The sequence below is a fragment of the Bacillus sp. FJAT-28004 genome, from assembly GCF_001280845.1.
Classification (GTDB): Bacteria; Bacillota; Bacilli; order Paenibacillales; family Paenibacillaceae; genus Pristimantibacillus.
On sequence record NZ_LGHP01000001.1, the window covers coordinates 885,636 to 904,427 of the forward strand.

Consider the following 18,792-nt stretch of genomic DNA (forward strand, 5'->3'; position numbering starts at 1 on the left):
TTTCGTTATTGTACGGGGAAAAAGTAGAGCATTTTTCAATTATTACAGTACTTTTCTGTACCGTTTTCACGTGATAATAAAGACCTAAACGACGGTTGAACACCGCAAGGAGGAAAGCTAATGCTGCTAAAAACGGAGTGGAAACACTTAAAGCGTAATCGGGAATTGTTCGTGATGTCCTTGCCAGCAATTGTGTATAAATTGATATTCAATTACTTACCTTTACTAGGACTTGTGCTTGCTTTTAAAAATTATCGATACGATCTTGGAATTTGGGCAAGCGAATGGGTTGGATTCAAAAATTTCCAGTTCTTTTTTAAATCGGATGCTGCGTTCACGGTTACCCGCAATACGATTCTTTACAATCTTTCCTTTATCCTCTTGATACTGGTTATTGCGTTGACCTTATCTATCCTACTGAACGAATTATCAAGAAAATGGATCAAGCTTCACCAGACGATTTTATTCCTGCCTTATTTTCTATCTTGGGTAGTTGTTGGTTACGTTGTACTCGGGTTCCTGGACCACAAGAATGGGTTTATGAATGTATTATTGGAAATGCTCGGCCAACAGCCAATTAAATGGTATGAGCAGGCGCAATATTGGCCGTTTATTATCGTATTAACGCAAATATGGAAAGCCGTCGGGTTCTCAACGCTCATCTATTTCGCGGGAATCATTTCTATTGATACGAGCTATTATGAAGCTGCCAAAATTGACGGCGCTTCCAAATGGCAAATGATTCGCAGAATCACAATTCCCTTACTGACACCGCTAATCATCATCTTATTCATTGTAGATGTGGGCAAAATATTCCGTGCAGACTTCGGATTGTTTTACTTTATCCCGAACGACACGAGTTTCCTGTATAATGCGACAGATGTTATTGATACGTATGTGTACCGTTCGCTGCGGGTTGTCGGTGATATAGGGATGTCTACCGCAATCGGTCTATATCAAGCGGTCGTCGGATTTATACTGGTTCTACTGGCTAACTGGATTATCAAAAAAATAAACGCGGATAATGCGCTCTGGTAAGGAGGGGAAATGTCGATGTCTAATTCGCAAAATGCAATAGAGCCAAGGAAGGCAAGAGGTAACATAACAAGGGGCGGATTAAAGAAAGACGGACCTAATTGGTCTGGAATGGTCATCAATGTATTCTTCTGTTTACTGTCTCTGGCGTTTATCGTGCCTCTTGTTCTAGTTATATCCATTTCACTTACGGATGAAAATTCTTTACTCAAAAATGGATTCCGATTGTTTCCTCAGGAATTCAGCTTAAAAGCTTACAAAATCATTTTGGATGCCCCTGATACGTTGCTAAATGCTTATGGGATTACGATTCTAGTTACAGTCGTTGGAACATTCATCGGCTTACTGTTCACAAGCTTAACAGCCTATACGATTTCGAGGCGCGATTACCGATATCGCCAGATCTTGACTTTGTACGTCTTCTTCACAAGTTTGTTTAGCGGTGGACTTGTTCCATTTTATATTCTAGTGACACAGTATTTACATTTGAAAGATTCGATATGGGCGCTTATCGTTCCTTATTTGCTAAGTCCATTCTACATTCTTGTGATGAAAGGCTTCATGGACAAACTCCCGATCGAAATTGTAGAGTCGGCAAAAATTGACGGAGCGAATGAATGGCGAATTTTTTTTACCATGGTGCTGCCCCTTTCACTTCCCGTTCTCGTCACGATCGGATTGTTTATATCATTCCAATATTGGAATGATTGGTGGCTAGGCTTGTTGTTTATCGATACTCAGAATCTTGTTCCGCTCCAACTGTTGCTTTATCGGGTCATGAGTACAATTGATTTCTTGTCGAACAATATCGGAACAATCAATGTCAGCGTGGATTTATCAGACTTCCCAAGTTTATCGGCAAGAATGGCAATGGCGGTGCTTGCGGCGGGTCCAATGATGATTGTTTTCCCGATGTTCCAAAGATTTTTCATTAGCGGACTCACGGTTGGTTCAATTAAAGGTTAATCAAGACGATCGATATCAAATAGCAGCATGCTATATGTGATGCTGCAGTTGATATATATGCTTTTAGCTATAATGAAAAAATAACGTAGGGGGTAATCGATTTGAAGAAAAGAATGATGAAGGTATTTGCTGGGGCTTTGAGTATCGCGATGGTTTTGACGGCTTGCAGTGGTGGTAGTAAGAATAATAATAATCCAACTTCCGAACCGAGGCCGGCAGATACGGCAGAGGCAAAATTGGCTCCTGTCGAGTTGACTTGGCATTTCCCTTTAAGCGCCATTCCCCAGGATATGCAAAGCGTGCAGGATGCAGTCAACAAAATCACGATGGAGAAAATTAATGCAACGGTTAAGCTTTTGCCGCAAACCTTCGGAGACTACAAGCAAAAGATGAATACAGTGGTTGCCTCCGGAGAAAATTACGACATTGCTTGGGTGTCCAATTGGAATTGGGATTACGTGCAAAATCAATCCAAAGGAGCATTCTTACCACTGGATGATCTGATCAGCGAACATGCACCTACTCTTATGAACTCAATGCCGCAATTCGTCTGGGATGCTACCAAAGTTCAAGGCAAAATTTATGCAATTCCGAATTATCAAACGGTAACGAATAAAGAAGGATTTGTCATCCAAAAGCGGTTCGTAGAAAAGTACGGCTTGGACGTCGCTTCAATTAAAAAGCTTGAAGACATCGAACCTTTCCTTCAGAAAGTGAAAGCTGGCGAATCCAAGGACATTGTTCCATTCCTCAACGAACGCAAAGGAAGATTCGGTAATATGATGCGGACTTACGGATTAGAATTAATTTCAAGTGCGGGGGGAATGGGAATAGATCTGACGAACCCTGATCAAGTGGTCAACGTCTATGAAACCCCGCAGTATAAACAATACTTGGACTTGATGAGAAGCTGGTATACCAAAGGCTATATCAATGACAATGCGGCTACGCTCAAAAACAAAGCTGATATCGAAAAAACAGGTAACGCTGTTGTCGCGTATCATAACGTTCTAAAACCAGGTGGTGAAGTTTCAGCAAAATTAGCAAACGGTGGATTTGACGTCATTTATGTACCTCTCACAGATACGTACACATCTACCGGTTCTATTATCACCACTATGCAGGCGATAAATAAGAATTCCAAAAATCCGGACCGTGCTATGATGTTTATCAATTTGTTGAATACGGACAAAGAGCTCTATAACACAATTAGTTATGGTATAGAAGGAAAGCACTACACGAAGGTATCCGAAAACGTTATTCAAATTAATAAAGATGCCGGCTATGTCCCTAATGCTAGCTGGGTATTTGGTAACACGTTCAATGCTTTTCTGCCTGAGGATGCGGATCCAAACGTTGTGGATCAAACGATAAAAGAAAATGAAACAGCTATACCGTCTCCAATTATAGGATTTAAATTCGACAATACGCCAGTCACTGCAGAATTTGCTAATTTGGCTACTGTTATCGACCAATACCAACCCGGTTTAGAAACAGGTACTGTTGATGCGAATGAGCAATTAAAAGAATTTCAAGATAAGTTGAAGCAAGCCGGCAGCGACAAGGTTATTGCCGAAATGCAGAAACAGTTGGAAGAATGGAAGGAAACGAAGTAAAAAATGTACATGCGTACGGCAACAAGGATTTTCTAAGTTGCTGTGCGCATGTTTCATATTTGAAATGGGAGGCGGATCACCATGTTAAACCAACTGACATTTCGGCAGCTCAAGAATGCTTTGGAGGAGACGCAGCATCAGTCACAAACACTCTTTGCGGAAGCAAGCTCCCCCGAACGCTGGAAACGAATGAGGGAAGCTGCCCATTATTCTTCATTTTGGGAGAAGTTGAAGGAACAAGCGGCACAATTAATGGAAAATCCGGTTAGTCCGCCTCTTTTCTCCGAATTTACTTTATTTGGTGATACGGGTGACAGGAATATTTATCAGAAGAAGCGAGATCAATTATATTCCGGGCTTCATATATTCGGCATGCTCAACATGATTGAAGAAAAACCGGAATGGAGGACCGGACTAAACAATGCCATTTGGAACGTATGTAACGAATATACCTGGGTACTGCCAGCGCATGTAGGGCTATATCATAATGAATATCCGAACGGAATCTGGGATCAGCCGCTCCCCCCTCGTGAAACCGTGGACCTTGTGGCTGCTATAACCGCATTTACCCTTGCGGAAATTGTCCATTTGCAGGGAGATAAGCTTCACCCATGGGTGGTCGATCGCGTGAAAGAGGAAATAGATCGGCGCATTTTCCAAGTTTATTTCCATAGCCCCCTTCCGCAAAACTGGGAGTTGAAAACCAATAATTGGCCTGCGGTCTGTTCAGCTAGTATTGGAGCTGCAGCGATTTATTTGATTAAGGACAGTGAAAAGCTTGCGGGTATGCTATGGCGTGTTCTGGGTGTATTTCGTAATTACTTTTCGGGCTTTGATGAGCAAGGGGCGACACCGGAGGGGCCGGCATACTGGCAGTATGGATTCTCTCATTTTGTATATTTCGCTGAATTGTTAAAGGAACGTACACTGGGACGAATCTCGCTCCTCGAAGACGAGAAGGTAAAAAACATTTCGCTTTTCCCTCAAATGTGTATTCTATCTGGTGGAAAAGTAATCAATTTCTCGGATTCATCGGATGAAGTGCATTTTAATACAGGGCTCATTCATCGTTTGCAAGACTATGTACCTTCTCTAAGGCTCCCTTCAGAGGCTTACCGTATGAATATGCAACCAATTAGTTGGCTGGATACAGCAAGACTCATCCTTTGGACACCGGATCAGCTGGTTTCCGAAGAAAATGCTGAAGGGATTCAAGAGCAATTGTTCACCGGGAATCAGTGGGTGATCTCTAAAGTCAGCCATCCGAAAGGGCGGATGTATGCATTCGCAGCCAAAGGCGGACATAATGAAGAACCTCACAACCATAATGATCTGGGTCATTTTATTTTACATGTCGATGGTGAGAATGTACTGGCGGACATCGGTATCGGCGTCTACACCAAACAGTATTTTCAACCTCAATATCGGTACGAGATGATAAACGCAAGTTCTCATGGACATTCTGTCCCCATCGTAGATGGTTGCAGACAAGGATTTGGAAGAAACTATCACTCGGATATACTATACAGCCAAATATCTGAAGATGAAGTTCAAGTTATCATAGATTTAACGAAAGCCTATGATTGTGTTTCATTACAACGTCTTACCCGTAAATTTGTATGGAGCCGCTCGAGGAACGAAATCCCTCAGTTAGTGATCTCAGATAAGGCGACCTTTTCTAAAGCGCCCACATCCTTTCAAGAAGTGTTCATAAGCAGTGTGTTACCTCAGGAAACAGCTTCTGGTCGAATACAGATGAAATCTGTGACGTTGAACTACAATCCGGAGGAGTGGAATGTTGATGTTGAGGCCGTGCGGGCAGATTCATATACGCAAGTAAGTCATCCATTTTATCGTGTGTTACTGAACTGCAAAAATCCGAAGACGGAGCTAGCATCTGAATATCGTTTCGAAATCATTGAAAAGTGAATGATAGCCGCAGCCAGATACGAGTCATACGACTTGTATCTGGTTTTTTTCGTATTAAGCGATTCATCCATGTAAAAACACAGTGTATTCCGCATTGTATGGGGGAAAAGTAGAGTGTTTTTTAATTATTACAGTAGTAATATGTGGAAAATTTACGTGATAATATAGGTATTCAAAATGATTACCATAAAGTGAAAGGGTGTTAGAGACTCAATGGAAAATCGACCACTCCGAGTGTTTTGCATTGGCTTGCAGGAACACTGGCTTTCGCACTGGGTTTCTCGTCCTGATGTGCAGATTGTAGGAGCAGCAGATATTTATCATGAGGTAGACTCTCCATTTGCTTATTTGCCACAGTTTGAAGATATCCCTAATGCTTTAAAGTTACTTCGGCCTGATCTCGTGACGATGGTGACTCCGCCAAACCAGAAAACGTGTTTGGATACGATTAAAATGGTTCTGGATAGCGGTTACGATGTGTTTCTTGAAAAATTTAGGCCTCGTTCTTGGGAAGACGGATCGATACTGTCGTCTCTCTGCCGCAGTACCGGTAGACAGGTTGCTATTGGAGAGTCCTATAGATTCGATCAGATTGTAGAAAGAGCCAAAAAGGAAATTAATAGCGGTAGATTGGGTAAGCTTGGGTTGATCGAATGGAGCTGTCGCCGGCCTAATATCGAGGCGCCATGGATGAACGATTATGAGCATGTCATGCTAGAGGATTTAACTTATCATCATCTCGGTGTGATCCATTACCTGATCGGTGCAGAGTGCTTCAATCAGGTATATGCAACCTCGGTTCTTCCTGCTTGGTCGAAGGAGAAATCCCCATCGGTGGTATGTCTGATTACACAGAGTAATGAGGGCTTACAGTTATACTACTATGCTTCATGGGCTGCTCATGGTGCGGTTACTTCTTGGCTCGGTGATTTTAAAATCGATGGCTCGGAGGGTACACTGCAGCTTCGTGATGGTACGCTAAGATTTATAAATAAAGAAGGGGAAGAGGAAATTCTTTCACCTTGCGATTCGTATGGCTATGAATTACGTGCAGCTGTCGTTAACGAATATATAGAAGCCTTACAAAATGGACGGAAGTCGAGTTTGAATATCCTTGCTTTTCAGCCGGTGATTCGGATGATTCAAGCAGCTTTGGAATCCGTGAAAACGGGGAAGCCAGTTGACATTTGATTTTTGTACTTTATAGAAAGGAGCATGAGCAACGATGGAATACGCCATTTTAGGGAAAACAGGCTTTAGGGTTTCGCGGATCGGTCTCGGTGGTGCTCCGCTCGGCGGTGATTTTGGCGAGACAACGGATGAAGACGTGACTCGTGTTATTGATGCAGCTCTGGATGTAGGTATCAACTTTATCGATACAGCTCCTTTGTATGGCCGGGGAGCAAGTGAGCGGAGAATTGGGCAGGCGTTGAAGGGAAAACGAGACCAAGTGATCTTGGCAACGAAGGCAGTTATGCGAGGAGACCCTTACACCTATGCAAATACGATGAAGTCGGTAGAAGAGAGCTTACATAGACTTCAAACGGATTATATTGATCTTATTCAATTGCATGAGTTGGAACAAACAACGTATGAACAGGCAATGAACGAGACGCTGCCTGCTTTTCTTAAGCTAAAGGAACAGGGAAAAGTTCGTGCGATAGGTGTGAATGCGGGTAAGCTTGAGCTGCTGCTGCCTTTCATCAAAGAGGATTTGGTGGATACCATTCAGACTTACGCTAAATATACTTTGATTGATTACACGGCTAAGGACGAGCTGCTGCCGATTGCCAAGGAAAAGAATATCGGTGTCATTCATGGCAGCCCTCTGGCGATGGGGATATTAGCAGATCAGCCGGCGCCCTTCTTGCTGCCTAATACAGCTTTGCTGGAAGAAGCGAAGAGAAGAATGGAGCAGCTGCAATTTTTGCGTAAAAGTGATCCGAAAGGCTTGGTCGAGCCAGCATTACGTTTCTCCTTAACATGTCCCGACATTGCGGTTACGTTAATGGGGACGACTTCGATCCGCTCCTTGCATTTGAATGCGAGTTATTGCGATGGGATAGGACTCTCACCTGAAGAGATAGAGAAGCTATATACGTTGTTCTCGGGGCAACGATTATTTTAACAGAATGAAGTGGAGGATTTAGAAATGGAAACTGGCTTAAGCGAACCATGGGTTGAGGAAGCATGGGGTAAGGTTGTTGCCAAAGTAGAAAGAACGAGCAAGCGGATTGGAGCCACTTTCCCTTATGCCTCTATAAACGGCAAGTATAATGCAGAATCAGCGGTTTGGTGGACATCGGGATTCTGGCCAGGACTGCTCTGGCTAATCTACAGAGAGAATGGGAACAAGGAATTACTAAACATCGCCGTATCCTGTGAAGATCAAATGGATGAACCTCTGTTAGGATACGAGAAGCTGCATCATGATGTAGGCTTTATGTGGAGCTTGACTTCTGTAGCTCAATACAAGCTTGTTGGTACGGATATGTCAAAACGGCGAGGACTGATGGCAGCGAGTCATCTGGCAGGACGTTACAATGCCAATGGGCATTTTATAAGGGCATGGAACGGGGAGAGTCAACAAGGCTGGGCCATTATCGATTGCCTCTTCAATTTGCCGTTGCTTTATTGGGCAAGTGAAACAGCGGGCGATCCACGTTTCCGTCATATCGCTGTATCTTATGCGGATACGGTTCTGCGCGAATTTATTCGCCCAGACGGTTCTTCTCATCATATTGTATGTTTTGATCCTGAGACTGGGGAAAGAATCGAGGCGAGAGGGGGGCAGGGATACTCGCCGGATTCGGCATGGTCACGCGGTACGTCATGGGCCTTGTATGGGATGGCACTTAGCTACCGCTATACCGGTCATGTCAGATATTTGGATGCGGCAAAGCGTGTTGCCCACTTCTTCTTAGCGAATATGCCTACGGATCGTGCGCCATATTGGGATTTTCGTGCGCCGAATGAGGAAGAGAAGGCGTATGATACCTCTGCGGCTGCCTGCGCGGCAAGCGGACTGCTTGAGATCAGCCGCTTCGTCTCTGAGCATGAAGCGCAATTATATACAGAAGCAGCGAAGCGTATTTTACGCATGTTAATGGAGCAATATGCCTCATGGGGTGAAGATGAGGAAGGGATTTTAACGATGGCTACAGCGAATTTTCCGAAGAGATCCTTTGTGAATGTTCCGATCATTTATGGAGATTACTTCTTTGCTGAGGCTCTTACTAAGCTGCGCGGGCGTACGGAGTTGTTCTGGTAATGAAAAGAAACCTGTTTTACGCACAATTGCGAAAAGATGCTATAGATGAGTTTCGTTCTGCTATTGAACGTGAAGGAGACTCGTTGAGGATTCAATTAGAATCAGTGGGAGTGCTGACCTTTTCACTTTTCATCAGTGAATGCCGCTTAGGTGTGTATTTGGAATCATTGGACGACGAGTATGAGTGGGATTGGCCGGCTTGGTATCGGATGTGGCTGGAGAGATGGCCGTGTGAAAATGAACCCCGTTATTCTATACCAATGCTGGACATTTTCCACGACGGAATGCCGACGGACCCTGCTTCCTGGCGAGGAAATCGACATGTGGATAAGAGGATCGGCTCGTTTGCAAGGTTAAACCCGAACATGGCGGCAAGCTATGTGTTTTACCATTTTCAAAAACAGGAAGAAATGCCTGAGAGCTTCAACAAAACATATATCATCGGGGCGCATGGCCCTTTACTTTTCTCCTACTATGAAAGGCCTTCAAGCTTGAGTGAAACGAAGAAAAAGGGAATCCTTTCGACGAATAATTCACCTGCGCCTTCCGATTGGCATACTGTCATGCAGCCTCATTTTAAGCCGTGGAAGCATGGGGGGGATCAGCAAGAATACTGGCAGCAAGCAGAATTAATTTATGGATTTTAAAGGAGGAAGACGTCAATGAAACCGAATGTAAGCGCTCTGGGGAATTGGCTGATGTCTTGGGTACAAAAGGACGGTGCTATTCACGGTTTTCATAATCATTCGGTGTGGGGCTCTAATCCGTACAGATGGGCTGACTTTACAAGCGGACACAGCACATGGGCCAGTCCGTTGATGGCGGCTTTTAGCCGAATTGCCGCCGAGCAGTGGAATCCAATGCTTGAAGAACAAGTGATGCAAATGATTCATTTTCAAACCACGCGGTTTCAGGAAGATGGGCAATACAAGCACATTGGTTTTCAGGTTGGTGAGATGCTAAATCAGGGCTTAATTCATAATATGATGCCGAACGTCGCTTTGGGGCTCACGGCGATAAACGGCCGCTCATGGTTACCTGCGGAAGCATTGGAAAGCATTCGGAGAGCTATATTGCACAATATGAATGCATGTGATGCCATTTATCCATTCAAAAAAACGAGGTGTATTAGCAATCAGGAGTACTGTCGTCTGTGGGGGAAGCTGCTTTTTCAATCGGCATTTCCGGATTCACCGTGGCCTTGTGACATACAATCTGAGTTGGACTTTATGATTGAGCATTTTCATATAAGCGGAATTCCTGATCAGGACTGTGAAGCCACTTACCGATATTTGGGGGATTCAACGGTTATTGAGCCTGCCGAATATTATGGATTGATGATAGCTCCATTAGTGCTCGCTTACGAATGTTTTGGAGATGCCAAATATCTGAATCACGCCGGCGCTCTATGCAGGCACGTTGTTCGCTGTGCTTGGAGAGATCATCGGGAGCAGAAACGATTTCATCGCATGTGGTTGCCGAGCGGAACCGAGTGGAGAAAGATGAACGGTCCAATGCTTATCGCCGGAATGGGGATGTCGCTATATGGCATAGAGCGCTACCTCGAGCATAAGAATGATGAGGAATTGGCTCTTTTTTTGCAAGAATGTGATGAGACCTATGCTTATTATCAAACACCAAGAGGTTATTTTGCTTCGGCAACCGGCTGGCAGAACGAAGCTGATGTTGCCCCCAGCTCGGCTTGGCACACTCATGATTTTTATTATCTGCTGAACCGTCATGGATTTGAAGAAAATATGGCCGATCGACTTATGAAGCCTTATCGCTCTATATCTGTCTTGCTTGGAGATCAATGCATGTGGGTGGAAGACGGCGAACACTGGGCGATCAATGATTATTATTGGCAAGATGTCCACAAGCTGATTGGCCGTAAGGACGAAGCAATCTTTGGTCGCGATGTCGGTTGGGTGGGTGGAGAACGTGCTCTTCCGAAGCATTTTTTGTTCCCGAACCAGCCTGTATTTGTGAAAACGGATGAAGGCATTTATTTAAAAGCAGATCCTAAGGGGAGTGAAGAGATTGACGTGAGCAACATCGCTGCTTTGCCTTATTTAGGCTTGTGGGAATGAGGAATATCAAGTCAAGGAGGAAACAATTTCATCCTTGCCATTTCTAGAAACAAGGAGTGTAAACCATGAATATGGGTGAAATCCGCCAATCGATTCCACAAATTTCGGCTGTCCGTCACGTGGTTCCGCCACAGTGGGCATTAACGGAGCGTCTATTAATCGATCAATTGAATCAGGCGGCTTTAGAATTTGTCGCGCGCTACACGCAAGCAGATGGAACCTTAATATGGCGTCAGGATTGGCCGGGTATGGACGGGTCGGACGATCCATATGAAGGTTTTATGAATCTAGCTCTTTTATATATGCTGGGCGGAAGCAGCGAGCTGCACGAGCTAGCACGTAAAATCTGGGAGGGCATTACTTGGCAGTGGACGGAATACGGCCAAATTCACCGGGAGTTTGATGCTTACTATGACTGGATGCATCACGGGGAAGGGTATTTGTATGTTTATTTCCTTGGACTCGCAGGTCCTGTAACGTTGAAGGATCGTCAGCGAGCTGTACGCTTCGCAGGGATGTACATAGGAGAGGACAAAGAGGCTCTTAATTATGATGCTGAGCACAAGCTGATCCGTTCGCCGATTACGGGCAGCCGGGGGCCGCAATTTGAGCTGACTGCAGAGGATTGGAGCACCCACAGAGGTATTTTAGATGATTATTTGGCGCCTTATGAGGACATACCTGGCGTGGATTTTGCAAGCGGTAAATGTCCCTGGTCGAACGATGAGGTGTATGCGCATATCATCCGAATGATGAATGAACGCATGACCCGCGGGGATGTGCCGCTTAATCTCAATGCAACGGGTCTTGTGACCAACGCTTTTCTTCACACCGGCGACGCGAAGTATCGAAGCTGGGTACTGGATTATTTATCAGTCTGGGAGGAGAGAACGCAGCAAAATGGCGGGATTATTCCGGATAATGTAGGCCTATCCGGCGAAATCGGACAATACAACGACGGCAAATGGTGGGGCGGTTATTACGGCTGGCGTTGGCCTCATGGGTTCATGACGATCATTGAACCACTAACGAATGCCTGCATGAACGCTGTGCTTCTCACTGGGGATATGCGCAAGCTCGATTTAGCCCGCAATCAGCTGGATCAGAACTGGGCGCTGCGTAAGGAGCAAGAAGGTCAATGGGTTGTCCCGTATAAATATTTTGATACAGGGTGGACTGATTATCGCAAAGCCACACCGCAGTACCCTGTGTATTTGTGGACGATGTCGATGGCTGATGAAGATTTGGAACGAATTGAACGTATTCCGAGAGATCATGATTGGAATGAGGTTATTGTTCCGAAGTTATCTGGCACAGACAAAAAAACCGGAAGAAATACCAAGCATTATATTGGCAACACACAGCCGTGGTTCCAATATATCAGGGGCATGAATCCGGATTATCCGCAACAGATATTAGATGCAAATTGCAGATTGGTAACTCAGCAGCTAATGAAAATGCGTTCAGACACCGGTGACCCTCGTAATTGGACGAATCAATATAGTGAGGATGATTTCTCAAGCATTCACGCATGGCAGGAAATGTGTCCGGTTTATATGGAAAGTCTCGTTCAGTTGACCTTAGGCGGTCCAATGCATATTTCTCATGGGGGATTACAACATGCCAGGGTTCGTTATTATGATGCTGAAGCTAAACGACCGGGACTTCCGGAGTCTGTTGCTGCGCTGGTAAAGGAACTCTCAGCTCATACCGTCACTATAGAACTAGTGAATATAAGTTTGTTTGAAAAACGTTCGATCATCATCCAAGCAGGTACATTTGGCGAGCACGAGTTCAAGGAAGTTCATTTGTTGAACGAGGAAGGATCTACTATAGAGGACAGCCCAGTTAACAATAAATGGCTGCTAGTCAATCTTCCGGCAGGCACTGGAGCAACACTGCAATTAAACATGGACCGGTATGTGAATCCACCTTCCTATGATATGCCGTGGTCAGATAGTGATAAGAACATTTTGCTCGAAGGTAGAAAGCTTTAGTACCCCAGAGTACACTTCGCAGCAGATGCAATCAGCTTCATATCTATGTAATAACAGCCTAAACAAATGGGAGGAAATGTATGTACATTTCCTCCCATTATAAATTCATCAGTACTGTGGAGGATAATACGATGAGTTATCGGATAGACAAAGGTATCATTCATTCCGTAGAAGGATTACCACACGCTCCCCGCTGGTTTTCCGATGGTAGGTTGGCTGTTCAATATGATGAAGAAGGCATTTCGCAGATCGATTATTTTAATCCAGATGCTACGAATAACGCACGAACAGTTTACATTCGGAAAGTATTTGACGGGATTCGGTTTTTAGCTAACTCGGGTTCATCTATTTTGAGACCCAATTATCAGAATGTTTCGCTATATCCGTTCGGCTATGAGGCAGAATGGCAGGAATCCCGTGTCCATATTGAGCATGCTTTATATACGGTTGAGGATGCCATCATCTTGCGATTTAAAGTTTGTGAATGCAAGGAACCGTCTGTTAAAATTCAACTGACCACTTATGAAGTGAATGGTTTGATAGGGTGCGACCCTGTAGACTGGCGGTATTTAAACCGCAAATATGAGCGTACCTGGAGTCCGTGGATATTCGAATCCGATGTTTCTATGCTGCAGGGCAAGTTGCTTGATCGACCTACAAAGATGTATGAGGGGCATAAACACGTTACTAATGAGTCTCTCGTTGAGGAAGTATCGGATGAAGAAATCCCCTTATACTTTCATATTGGATCAAACGTTGACATACACCGTCCCAGGAATCACATTTTGGAAACGGGTGATTTAAAAGCTGGAGACGAAGTCGTTTTTGTCATGACATTCAATCCGAATATGATGAAAGGTCAGCAAGAATGCCGGCGCTTATGTAACGATGCACAAGATGCAATTGATCAACAGCATATGCGATATCGCGAGGTTGCCTCCCGTATGCCTGTGCTCAAAAGCCCCTATTCACAACTCAATGATTTCTTTGCGCTTGCACCGATGTACCATGAATCGCTCAAGGCTCCTGCTCACCCTGGAGCCATAAGAGCTAAGAGCACCTATTATTGGGTTTGGGGATGGGATGGGATGACATCCAACCAGGCTACCAACTATTGGGGTGATTCGGCGTTCCTTAAAGATATGCTCGAATTCTATGAGGAAACCGCACATCCTGATAAGGGGATAGGTCTATTTTTTAATTATGATATGAGTTTGGCAAGTATTAGCTCCCCACCTTCTCAAGGTATGTATATTTGCTTATTGCAGTATTATTTTACGGATACTGGGGATGAGGAAACGGTACGGAATCGTTACGGATTTGCCAAGAAGATATTCAATATGATAGTTAATCTCGAGGTAGGAGATACTGGATTTGGCAAAGGAACATCCATGTTTCCGGACTATCCTAATTATATGAAGCAAACCGGGAACGACTTGAGTAGTTTTAACAACACCATTTTTTATTGTGCCGTGCGGTCAATGGAATACTTAGCGGATGTTGTTGGAGACCTGGAAACGCGTAAACTTGCCGAGACGATGTTTAGGAAGATGGAACAGCATTTTCTTCCTTTGTTTCATGATGAGGACAAGGGCTTCATCGTATCCTCAGTTGATGCGACCACGCTGGAGAAACGTAATTGCTTCAATTCAAATTCGGTAAAATGGGAAAATTCTTACTGCCGAGATTTGATCGAACCTACGCTTGAAGCCAATCTTTCATTTTTTGAAAAGAATATCGTAAGCAAAGCAGGATTAAGAGAAATTCCAGTGTGGGACGACGCCTATGATCGTGATGGAAATCAATTACACTGCTGGTGGCCGGTTACTGGAGAATATTATATGCAGCTAATTAACCACCATAATCGTACGGATCTGATGGAACAATGGATCGGATGGGTCGGTTATTGGACAGGCAAACTCTTATGTCCGGAAGGAATTTCTTGTTATATCGATACAGAGGAGCCGGAACTCGATCGATGGAATTGTCTCTCTGGCACTTGGCAGGGCTATTCCATGAGAGGGTGGTATCAAGCTGCCGTACATGGCATTGTGGGCATCGAGTCTGAGGCTGGTGGATTATGTTTGAAGCCGAGTTCAGTTGAGGCGTTGGCTTTATACGGTTTACATTACCGTGGTCATATCTACGATATTGAACTTCTAGGCGAAGGTTCGTTTATTGATACGATAGAAGCGCACGGGAAGGTCTATAAAGGGACGTGTAAAATTCCATCTGAGGTATATCAGCATAGTGGTGTTATTAAGGTACATCGAACAAATGTTAAGAGTAGTTCTCTTCAATTACAGTCTGCTAATGGCATGGAGCTATCCGAGTTTGAATACACCGATGGACATATTCGTGTCAAAATCAAAGGGTACGGGACCAGCCGTATTCGTGTTAATGCGGATGCTGAGCCTGTGTGTATGATAGATGGACAGCACGTAAAGGTACAATTTAATTCGGGCCGAAAAGCAGCTGTTGTCGATGTATTGCTGCCGGATCACGGCTATCATGAATTAAGCATATTGCTTGAGAAGTAAAAAGGATGGTGATAGAGGCTGCTCGTGTATCCTTGCTACATGAACAGCCTATCACCTATTACTTGACTAATGAAGGAGAGGAGGAGCTGAGCTTAGGTTCAAGTAAGACCAGATGGACGAGAATTTGTCTTCAAGCACCATCAATAATTTTTAGGAGGATGAAAAATGAAAACGTTTACGAAATGTGCGATTTCCTTACTTCTCTCGAGTTTATTGATTTTGACCATGTTTGTTGGAATCGTACCGGTTCAAACCGTGAGTGCTGCAGTACAAAACTCGTTTTATGTATCGACCGCCGGCAGTGACACTACTGGAGATGGTTCACTCGGATCGCCTTGGGCAACGATACAAAAAGCCCGTGATTATATCCGAACCAATGGGTTAAATACGAACATGACGGGTGACATCGATGTATATATCGCAGCGGGAGACTATTATGTAGATTCTACGATAACATTTAATGAAAGCGATTCCGGCAGCAATGGCTATAGCATAAAGTATAAAAATAAAGATGAGGTAGGCAGCGCACACTTCATTGGTGGACAGCCGATAACGAACTGGACACAGCATTCAGGCAATATCTACAAAGCTTATGTCGGTACGGGCTGGACTTTCGAAACGCTGTATGAGAATGGAAAGCGGGCTTGGAAAGCGCGCTACCCTAATAAGAATCCCGGAAGCAGCTTCAAGGCTTCACAAGCGGACTATCTGAGTAGTGAGGGAGTTTATAGTTCAAGGACAGTTCTTCAATACAAGGCCGGAGATCTAAATCCAACCTCTTGGAATTTGTCTGAGGCGCAAGTATATATTTGGTCAGGAGATTATTGGGATTGGTTTACAGATACCGTGCCGATCTCCAGCATAAATACGACTACACGTCAAATCACACTTCAGCAGTCGACAAGATATCCTATAAACCAGACCAACTATCATAAAGACGGTTCTCGCTACTACATTCAAGGGGTACAAGATTTGTTAGATCAACCAGGAGAGTTCTACCTAGATTCTTCATCCGGTTATGTCTATTACAACGCCATGGATGGGGCAATTGGCAGCCAGACGATTATAGCTCCGAAAGTCAAAAGAGTGATTTCACTGATCGGTTCATCCGAAACTAACTTAGTCCACGATATTCATTTTGACGGTTTAAGCATGGAAGTTTCCGATTTTACAGATTGGTATCGATATGCTTGGGTAACAGGTGGAGACTCTGGGGAATCACATACTTACCCTGCCTATGATCGCGTAATCAATATGACTCAGCATCGAACCGGGATGTTGTATATGGAAAATACCATGAATATTTCGATACTGAATAATCATTTTAAAAACAGTGGATATTCAGCTATTTATATGCTTTTTTATAACAAAAGTAATTTGGTTAAAGGAAACTTGATTGAACATACCGGATATTCAGGTATATATCTCGAGGGCAGATATCCCGGTGAAGGGGACGTTTCTAGAGATAATGTATTGTCGAATAACCTAATTCACGATGTTGGAGAACTCGTGGGTCATGCATCTGGCATCTCGCTCATCAACAGTGGTCATAATGAGGTTTCTTATAGTGAAATTTATAATAGTCCAAGAACTGCAGTTACTATCTATGGCTACGTTGGCATACCTAATGCTGATCTTTACGCACATGATAACGTAATAAAGAACCTAAAGATTTATAATATGACACAGGATAGCGGTGACACGGGAGCACTATATGCGTTTTCCACTTCACTAGAAACATCGACCACCTATAATGTGAACACATTCGAGCAAATAACAATAGATAATTCACGTGGTCATTCCTCTATGACGGATTACGCGCCAAATGGTGTCTTTATGGATGGAGGTACGGGTGGCACAATTTTCTCAAATATTAAAGTTACTAATAGTCAATGGAATCCTTACCGTACTCAGACTAATTCTCCAAATCAAGTACTCACAAATGTGAGTTGGAAAGCGGGATTTAATGATTCCCTAATGGATTACGCCAACATCGGAATTAAGAACGACTTTCCATACGCAGTAGCGCCTACAGGTTTGTCGTCAGCTTCATCGGGATCGCAAATCAATTTGTCATGGCAAGGAGTCAAGAATGCTGTCAGCTATGACGTAATGCGTTCAACGGTTCAGGGCGGGCCTTATACAACAACAGTGTGTAGTGCAGTAACAAGCACTTCCTGCATTGATACAGCAGTAACACTAGGAACAACGTATTATTATGTAGTGGTAGCTCGAACTTCAATTGGCCTGGTTAGTGACTTTTCTAATGAATCCGCTAAAATATTCGGTGGCTTGGTTAACGAAAGTTTTGAGAACGGAGTTGCTATTTGGAACTCGATGAAAGGAACCGCATCAACAAGTACTGCGCCGATACCTAAAGGTAATAGCTATGTGCTAGATCAGGATACGGATGTCATTACGCATACGTTCAGCTCGAATCAGAATAAAGTGTTGACACTTTGGTTTTATGACAATGCAGACAATACTAACATGCAAGTGTTCACTAAAGTGGATAACGCTCAATGGGACAACGGGTCACTTTGGAGAGGATTAGGAGTAGCAACCGGCACTTCAACAACAAAATATGCCTATCGCGTTAACAGCACAATCAGAGCGACCGAGGTAGATCGGACAACAGGCTGGCATGAGTTCACGTTTGATTACACCTCAGGCACCAAGGTGGATATGTATATCGATGGGGAGCACGTTTCATCAGAGGCTGGAATAACAAGCTTTAATCAGGTTTCCATGGGCGATTGGTGGACAAACAGTTTGACAGGTAATGTATATTTTGACGATGTTAATGTGACAGATGCCCCACTATTCGATAAATATGATTTCGAAAGTGGGTTGGGTAACTGGTCTTCGTCAAAAGGAACCGCATCAACAAGTACTGCGCCGATACCTAAAGGTAATAGCTATGTTCTAAATGAGGATACGGATGTCATTACGCATACGTTCAGCTCGAATCAAAATAAAGTGTTGACACTTTGGTTTTATGACAATGCAGCCAATACTAACATGCAAGTGTTCACTAAAGTGGATAACGCACAATGGGACAACGGCTCACTTTGGAGAGGAATAGGAGTAGCAACCGGCACTTCAACAACAAAATATGCCTATCGCGTTAACAGCACAATCAGAGCGACCGAGGTAGATCGGACAACAGGCTGGCATGAGTTCAAGTTTGATTACACCTCAGGCACCAAGGTGGATATGTATATCGATGGGGAGCTCGTTTCCTCAGAGGCTGGAATAACAAGCTTTAATCAGGTTTCCATGGGCGATTGGTGGGCTAACAGGTTGACAGGTAATGTATATTTTGACGATGTGAAATTACAATAGGAG

The 18,792-nt window shown here is 43.9% G+C and carries 12 protein-coding genes; all 12 read left to right on the top strand.

Annotated features, from left to right (window positions below; genetic code table 11):
- Positions 1–120 precede the first annotated feature (120 nt).
- The 12 genes from AC787_RS03730 (at position 121) to AC787_RS03785 (ending at position 18,789) form a co-directional block, all read left to right on the top strand.
- Positions 121–1,038: an ABC transporter permease gene (locus tag AC787_RS03730; RefSeq protein ID WP_054023562.1), complete on the top strand. Its 918-nt coding sequence runs from the start codon at positions 121–123 to the stop codon at positions 1,036–1,038.
- A gap of 108 nt (positions 1,039–1,146) precedes the next feature.
- Positions 1,147–2,001 (top strand): carbohydrate ABC transporter permease, encoded by an 855-nt coding sequence (locus AC787_RS03735; protein WP_054026881.1) that lies wholly within the window; start codon positions 1,147–1,149, stop codon positions 1,999–2,001.
- Between the two features lie 101 nt (positions 2,002–2,102).
- Entirely contained in the window at positions 2,103–3,617 is a 1,515-nt protein-coding gene (locus AC787_RS03740) for an ABC transporter substrate-binding protein (protein WP_054023563.1), read from the top strand.
- An 81-nt stretch (positions 3,618–3,698) separates the two neighbouring features.
- On the top strand, positions 3,699–5,546 hold the full coding sequence (locus AC787_RS03745; RefSeq protein ID WP_054023564.1) for a heparinase II/III family protein: 1,848 nt from the start codon (positions 3,699–3,701) through the stop codon (positions 5,544–5,546).
- Positions 5,547–5,759: 213 nt separating this feature from the next.
- A complete protein-coding gene (locus AC787_RS03750) occupies positions 5,760–6,737 on the top strand; it encodes a Gfo/Idh/MocA family protein (RefSeq protein ID WP_054023565.1) in 978 nt (325 codons plus the stop codon).
- Positions 6,738–6,771: 34 nt separating this feature from the next.
- Positions 6,772–7,674 (top strand): aldo/keto reductase, encoded by a 903-nt coding sequence (locus AC787_RS03755; protein ID WP_054023566.1) that lies wholly within the window; start codon positions 6,772–6,774, stop codon positions 7,672–7,674.
- A gap of 24 nt (positions 7,675–7,698) precedes the next feature.
- On the top strand, positions 7,699–8,817 hold the full coding sequence (locus AC787_RS03760; RefSeq protein ID WP_054023567.1) for a glycoside hydrolase family 88 protein: 1,119 nt from the start codon (positions 7,699–7,701) through the stop codon (positions 8,815–8,817).
- Positions 8,817–9,464 carry a hypothetical protein gene (locus AC787_RS03765; RefSeq protein ID WP_054023568.1) on the top strand — a complete coding sequence of 216 codons (648 nt, stop codon included), beginning with the start codon at positions 8,817–8,819 and terminating at the stop codon, positions 9,462–9,464. Before AC787_RS03760 ends, AC787_RS03765 begins: the two co-directional genes overlap by 1 nt.
- A gap of 15 nt (positions 9,465–9,479) precedes the next feature.
- Positions 9,480–10,907 carry a hypothetical protein gene (locus AC787_RS03770; RefSeq protein WP_054023569.1) on the top strand — a complete coding sequence of 476 codons (1,428 nt, stop codon included), beginning with the start codon at positions 9,480–9,482 and terminating at the stop codon, positions 10,905–10,907.
- A 65-nt stretch (positions 10,908–10,972) separates the two neighbouring features.
- Positions 10,973–12,904, top strand: coding sequence for a hypothetical protein (locus AC787_RS03775; RefSeq protein WP_054023570.1), 1,932 nt, complete (start codon positions 10,973–10,975; stop codon positions 12,902–12,904).
- 131 nt (positions 12,905–13,035) lie between these two features.
- On the top strand, positions 13,036–15,444 hold the full coding sequence (locus tag AC787_RS03780; RefSeq protein WP_152970576.1) for a hypothetical protein: 2,409 nt from the start codon (positions 13,036–13,038) through the stop codon (positions 15,442–15,444).
- A 165-nt stretch (positions 15,445–15,609) separates the two neighbouring features.
- On the top strand, positions 15,610–18,789 hold the full coding sequence (locus tag AC787_RS03785; RefSeq protein WP_054023572.1) for a right-handed parallel beta-helix repeat-containing protein: 3,180 nt from the start codon (positions 15,610–15,612) through the stop codon (positions 18,787–18,789).
- Positions 18,790–18,792 lie beyond the last annotated feature (3 nt).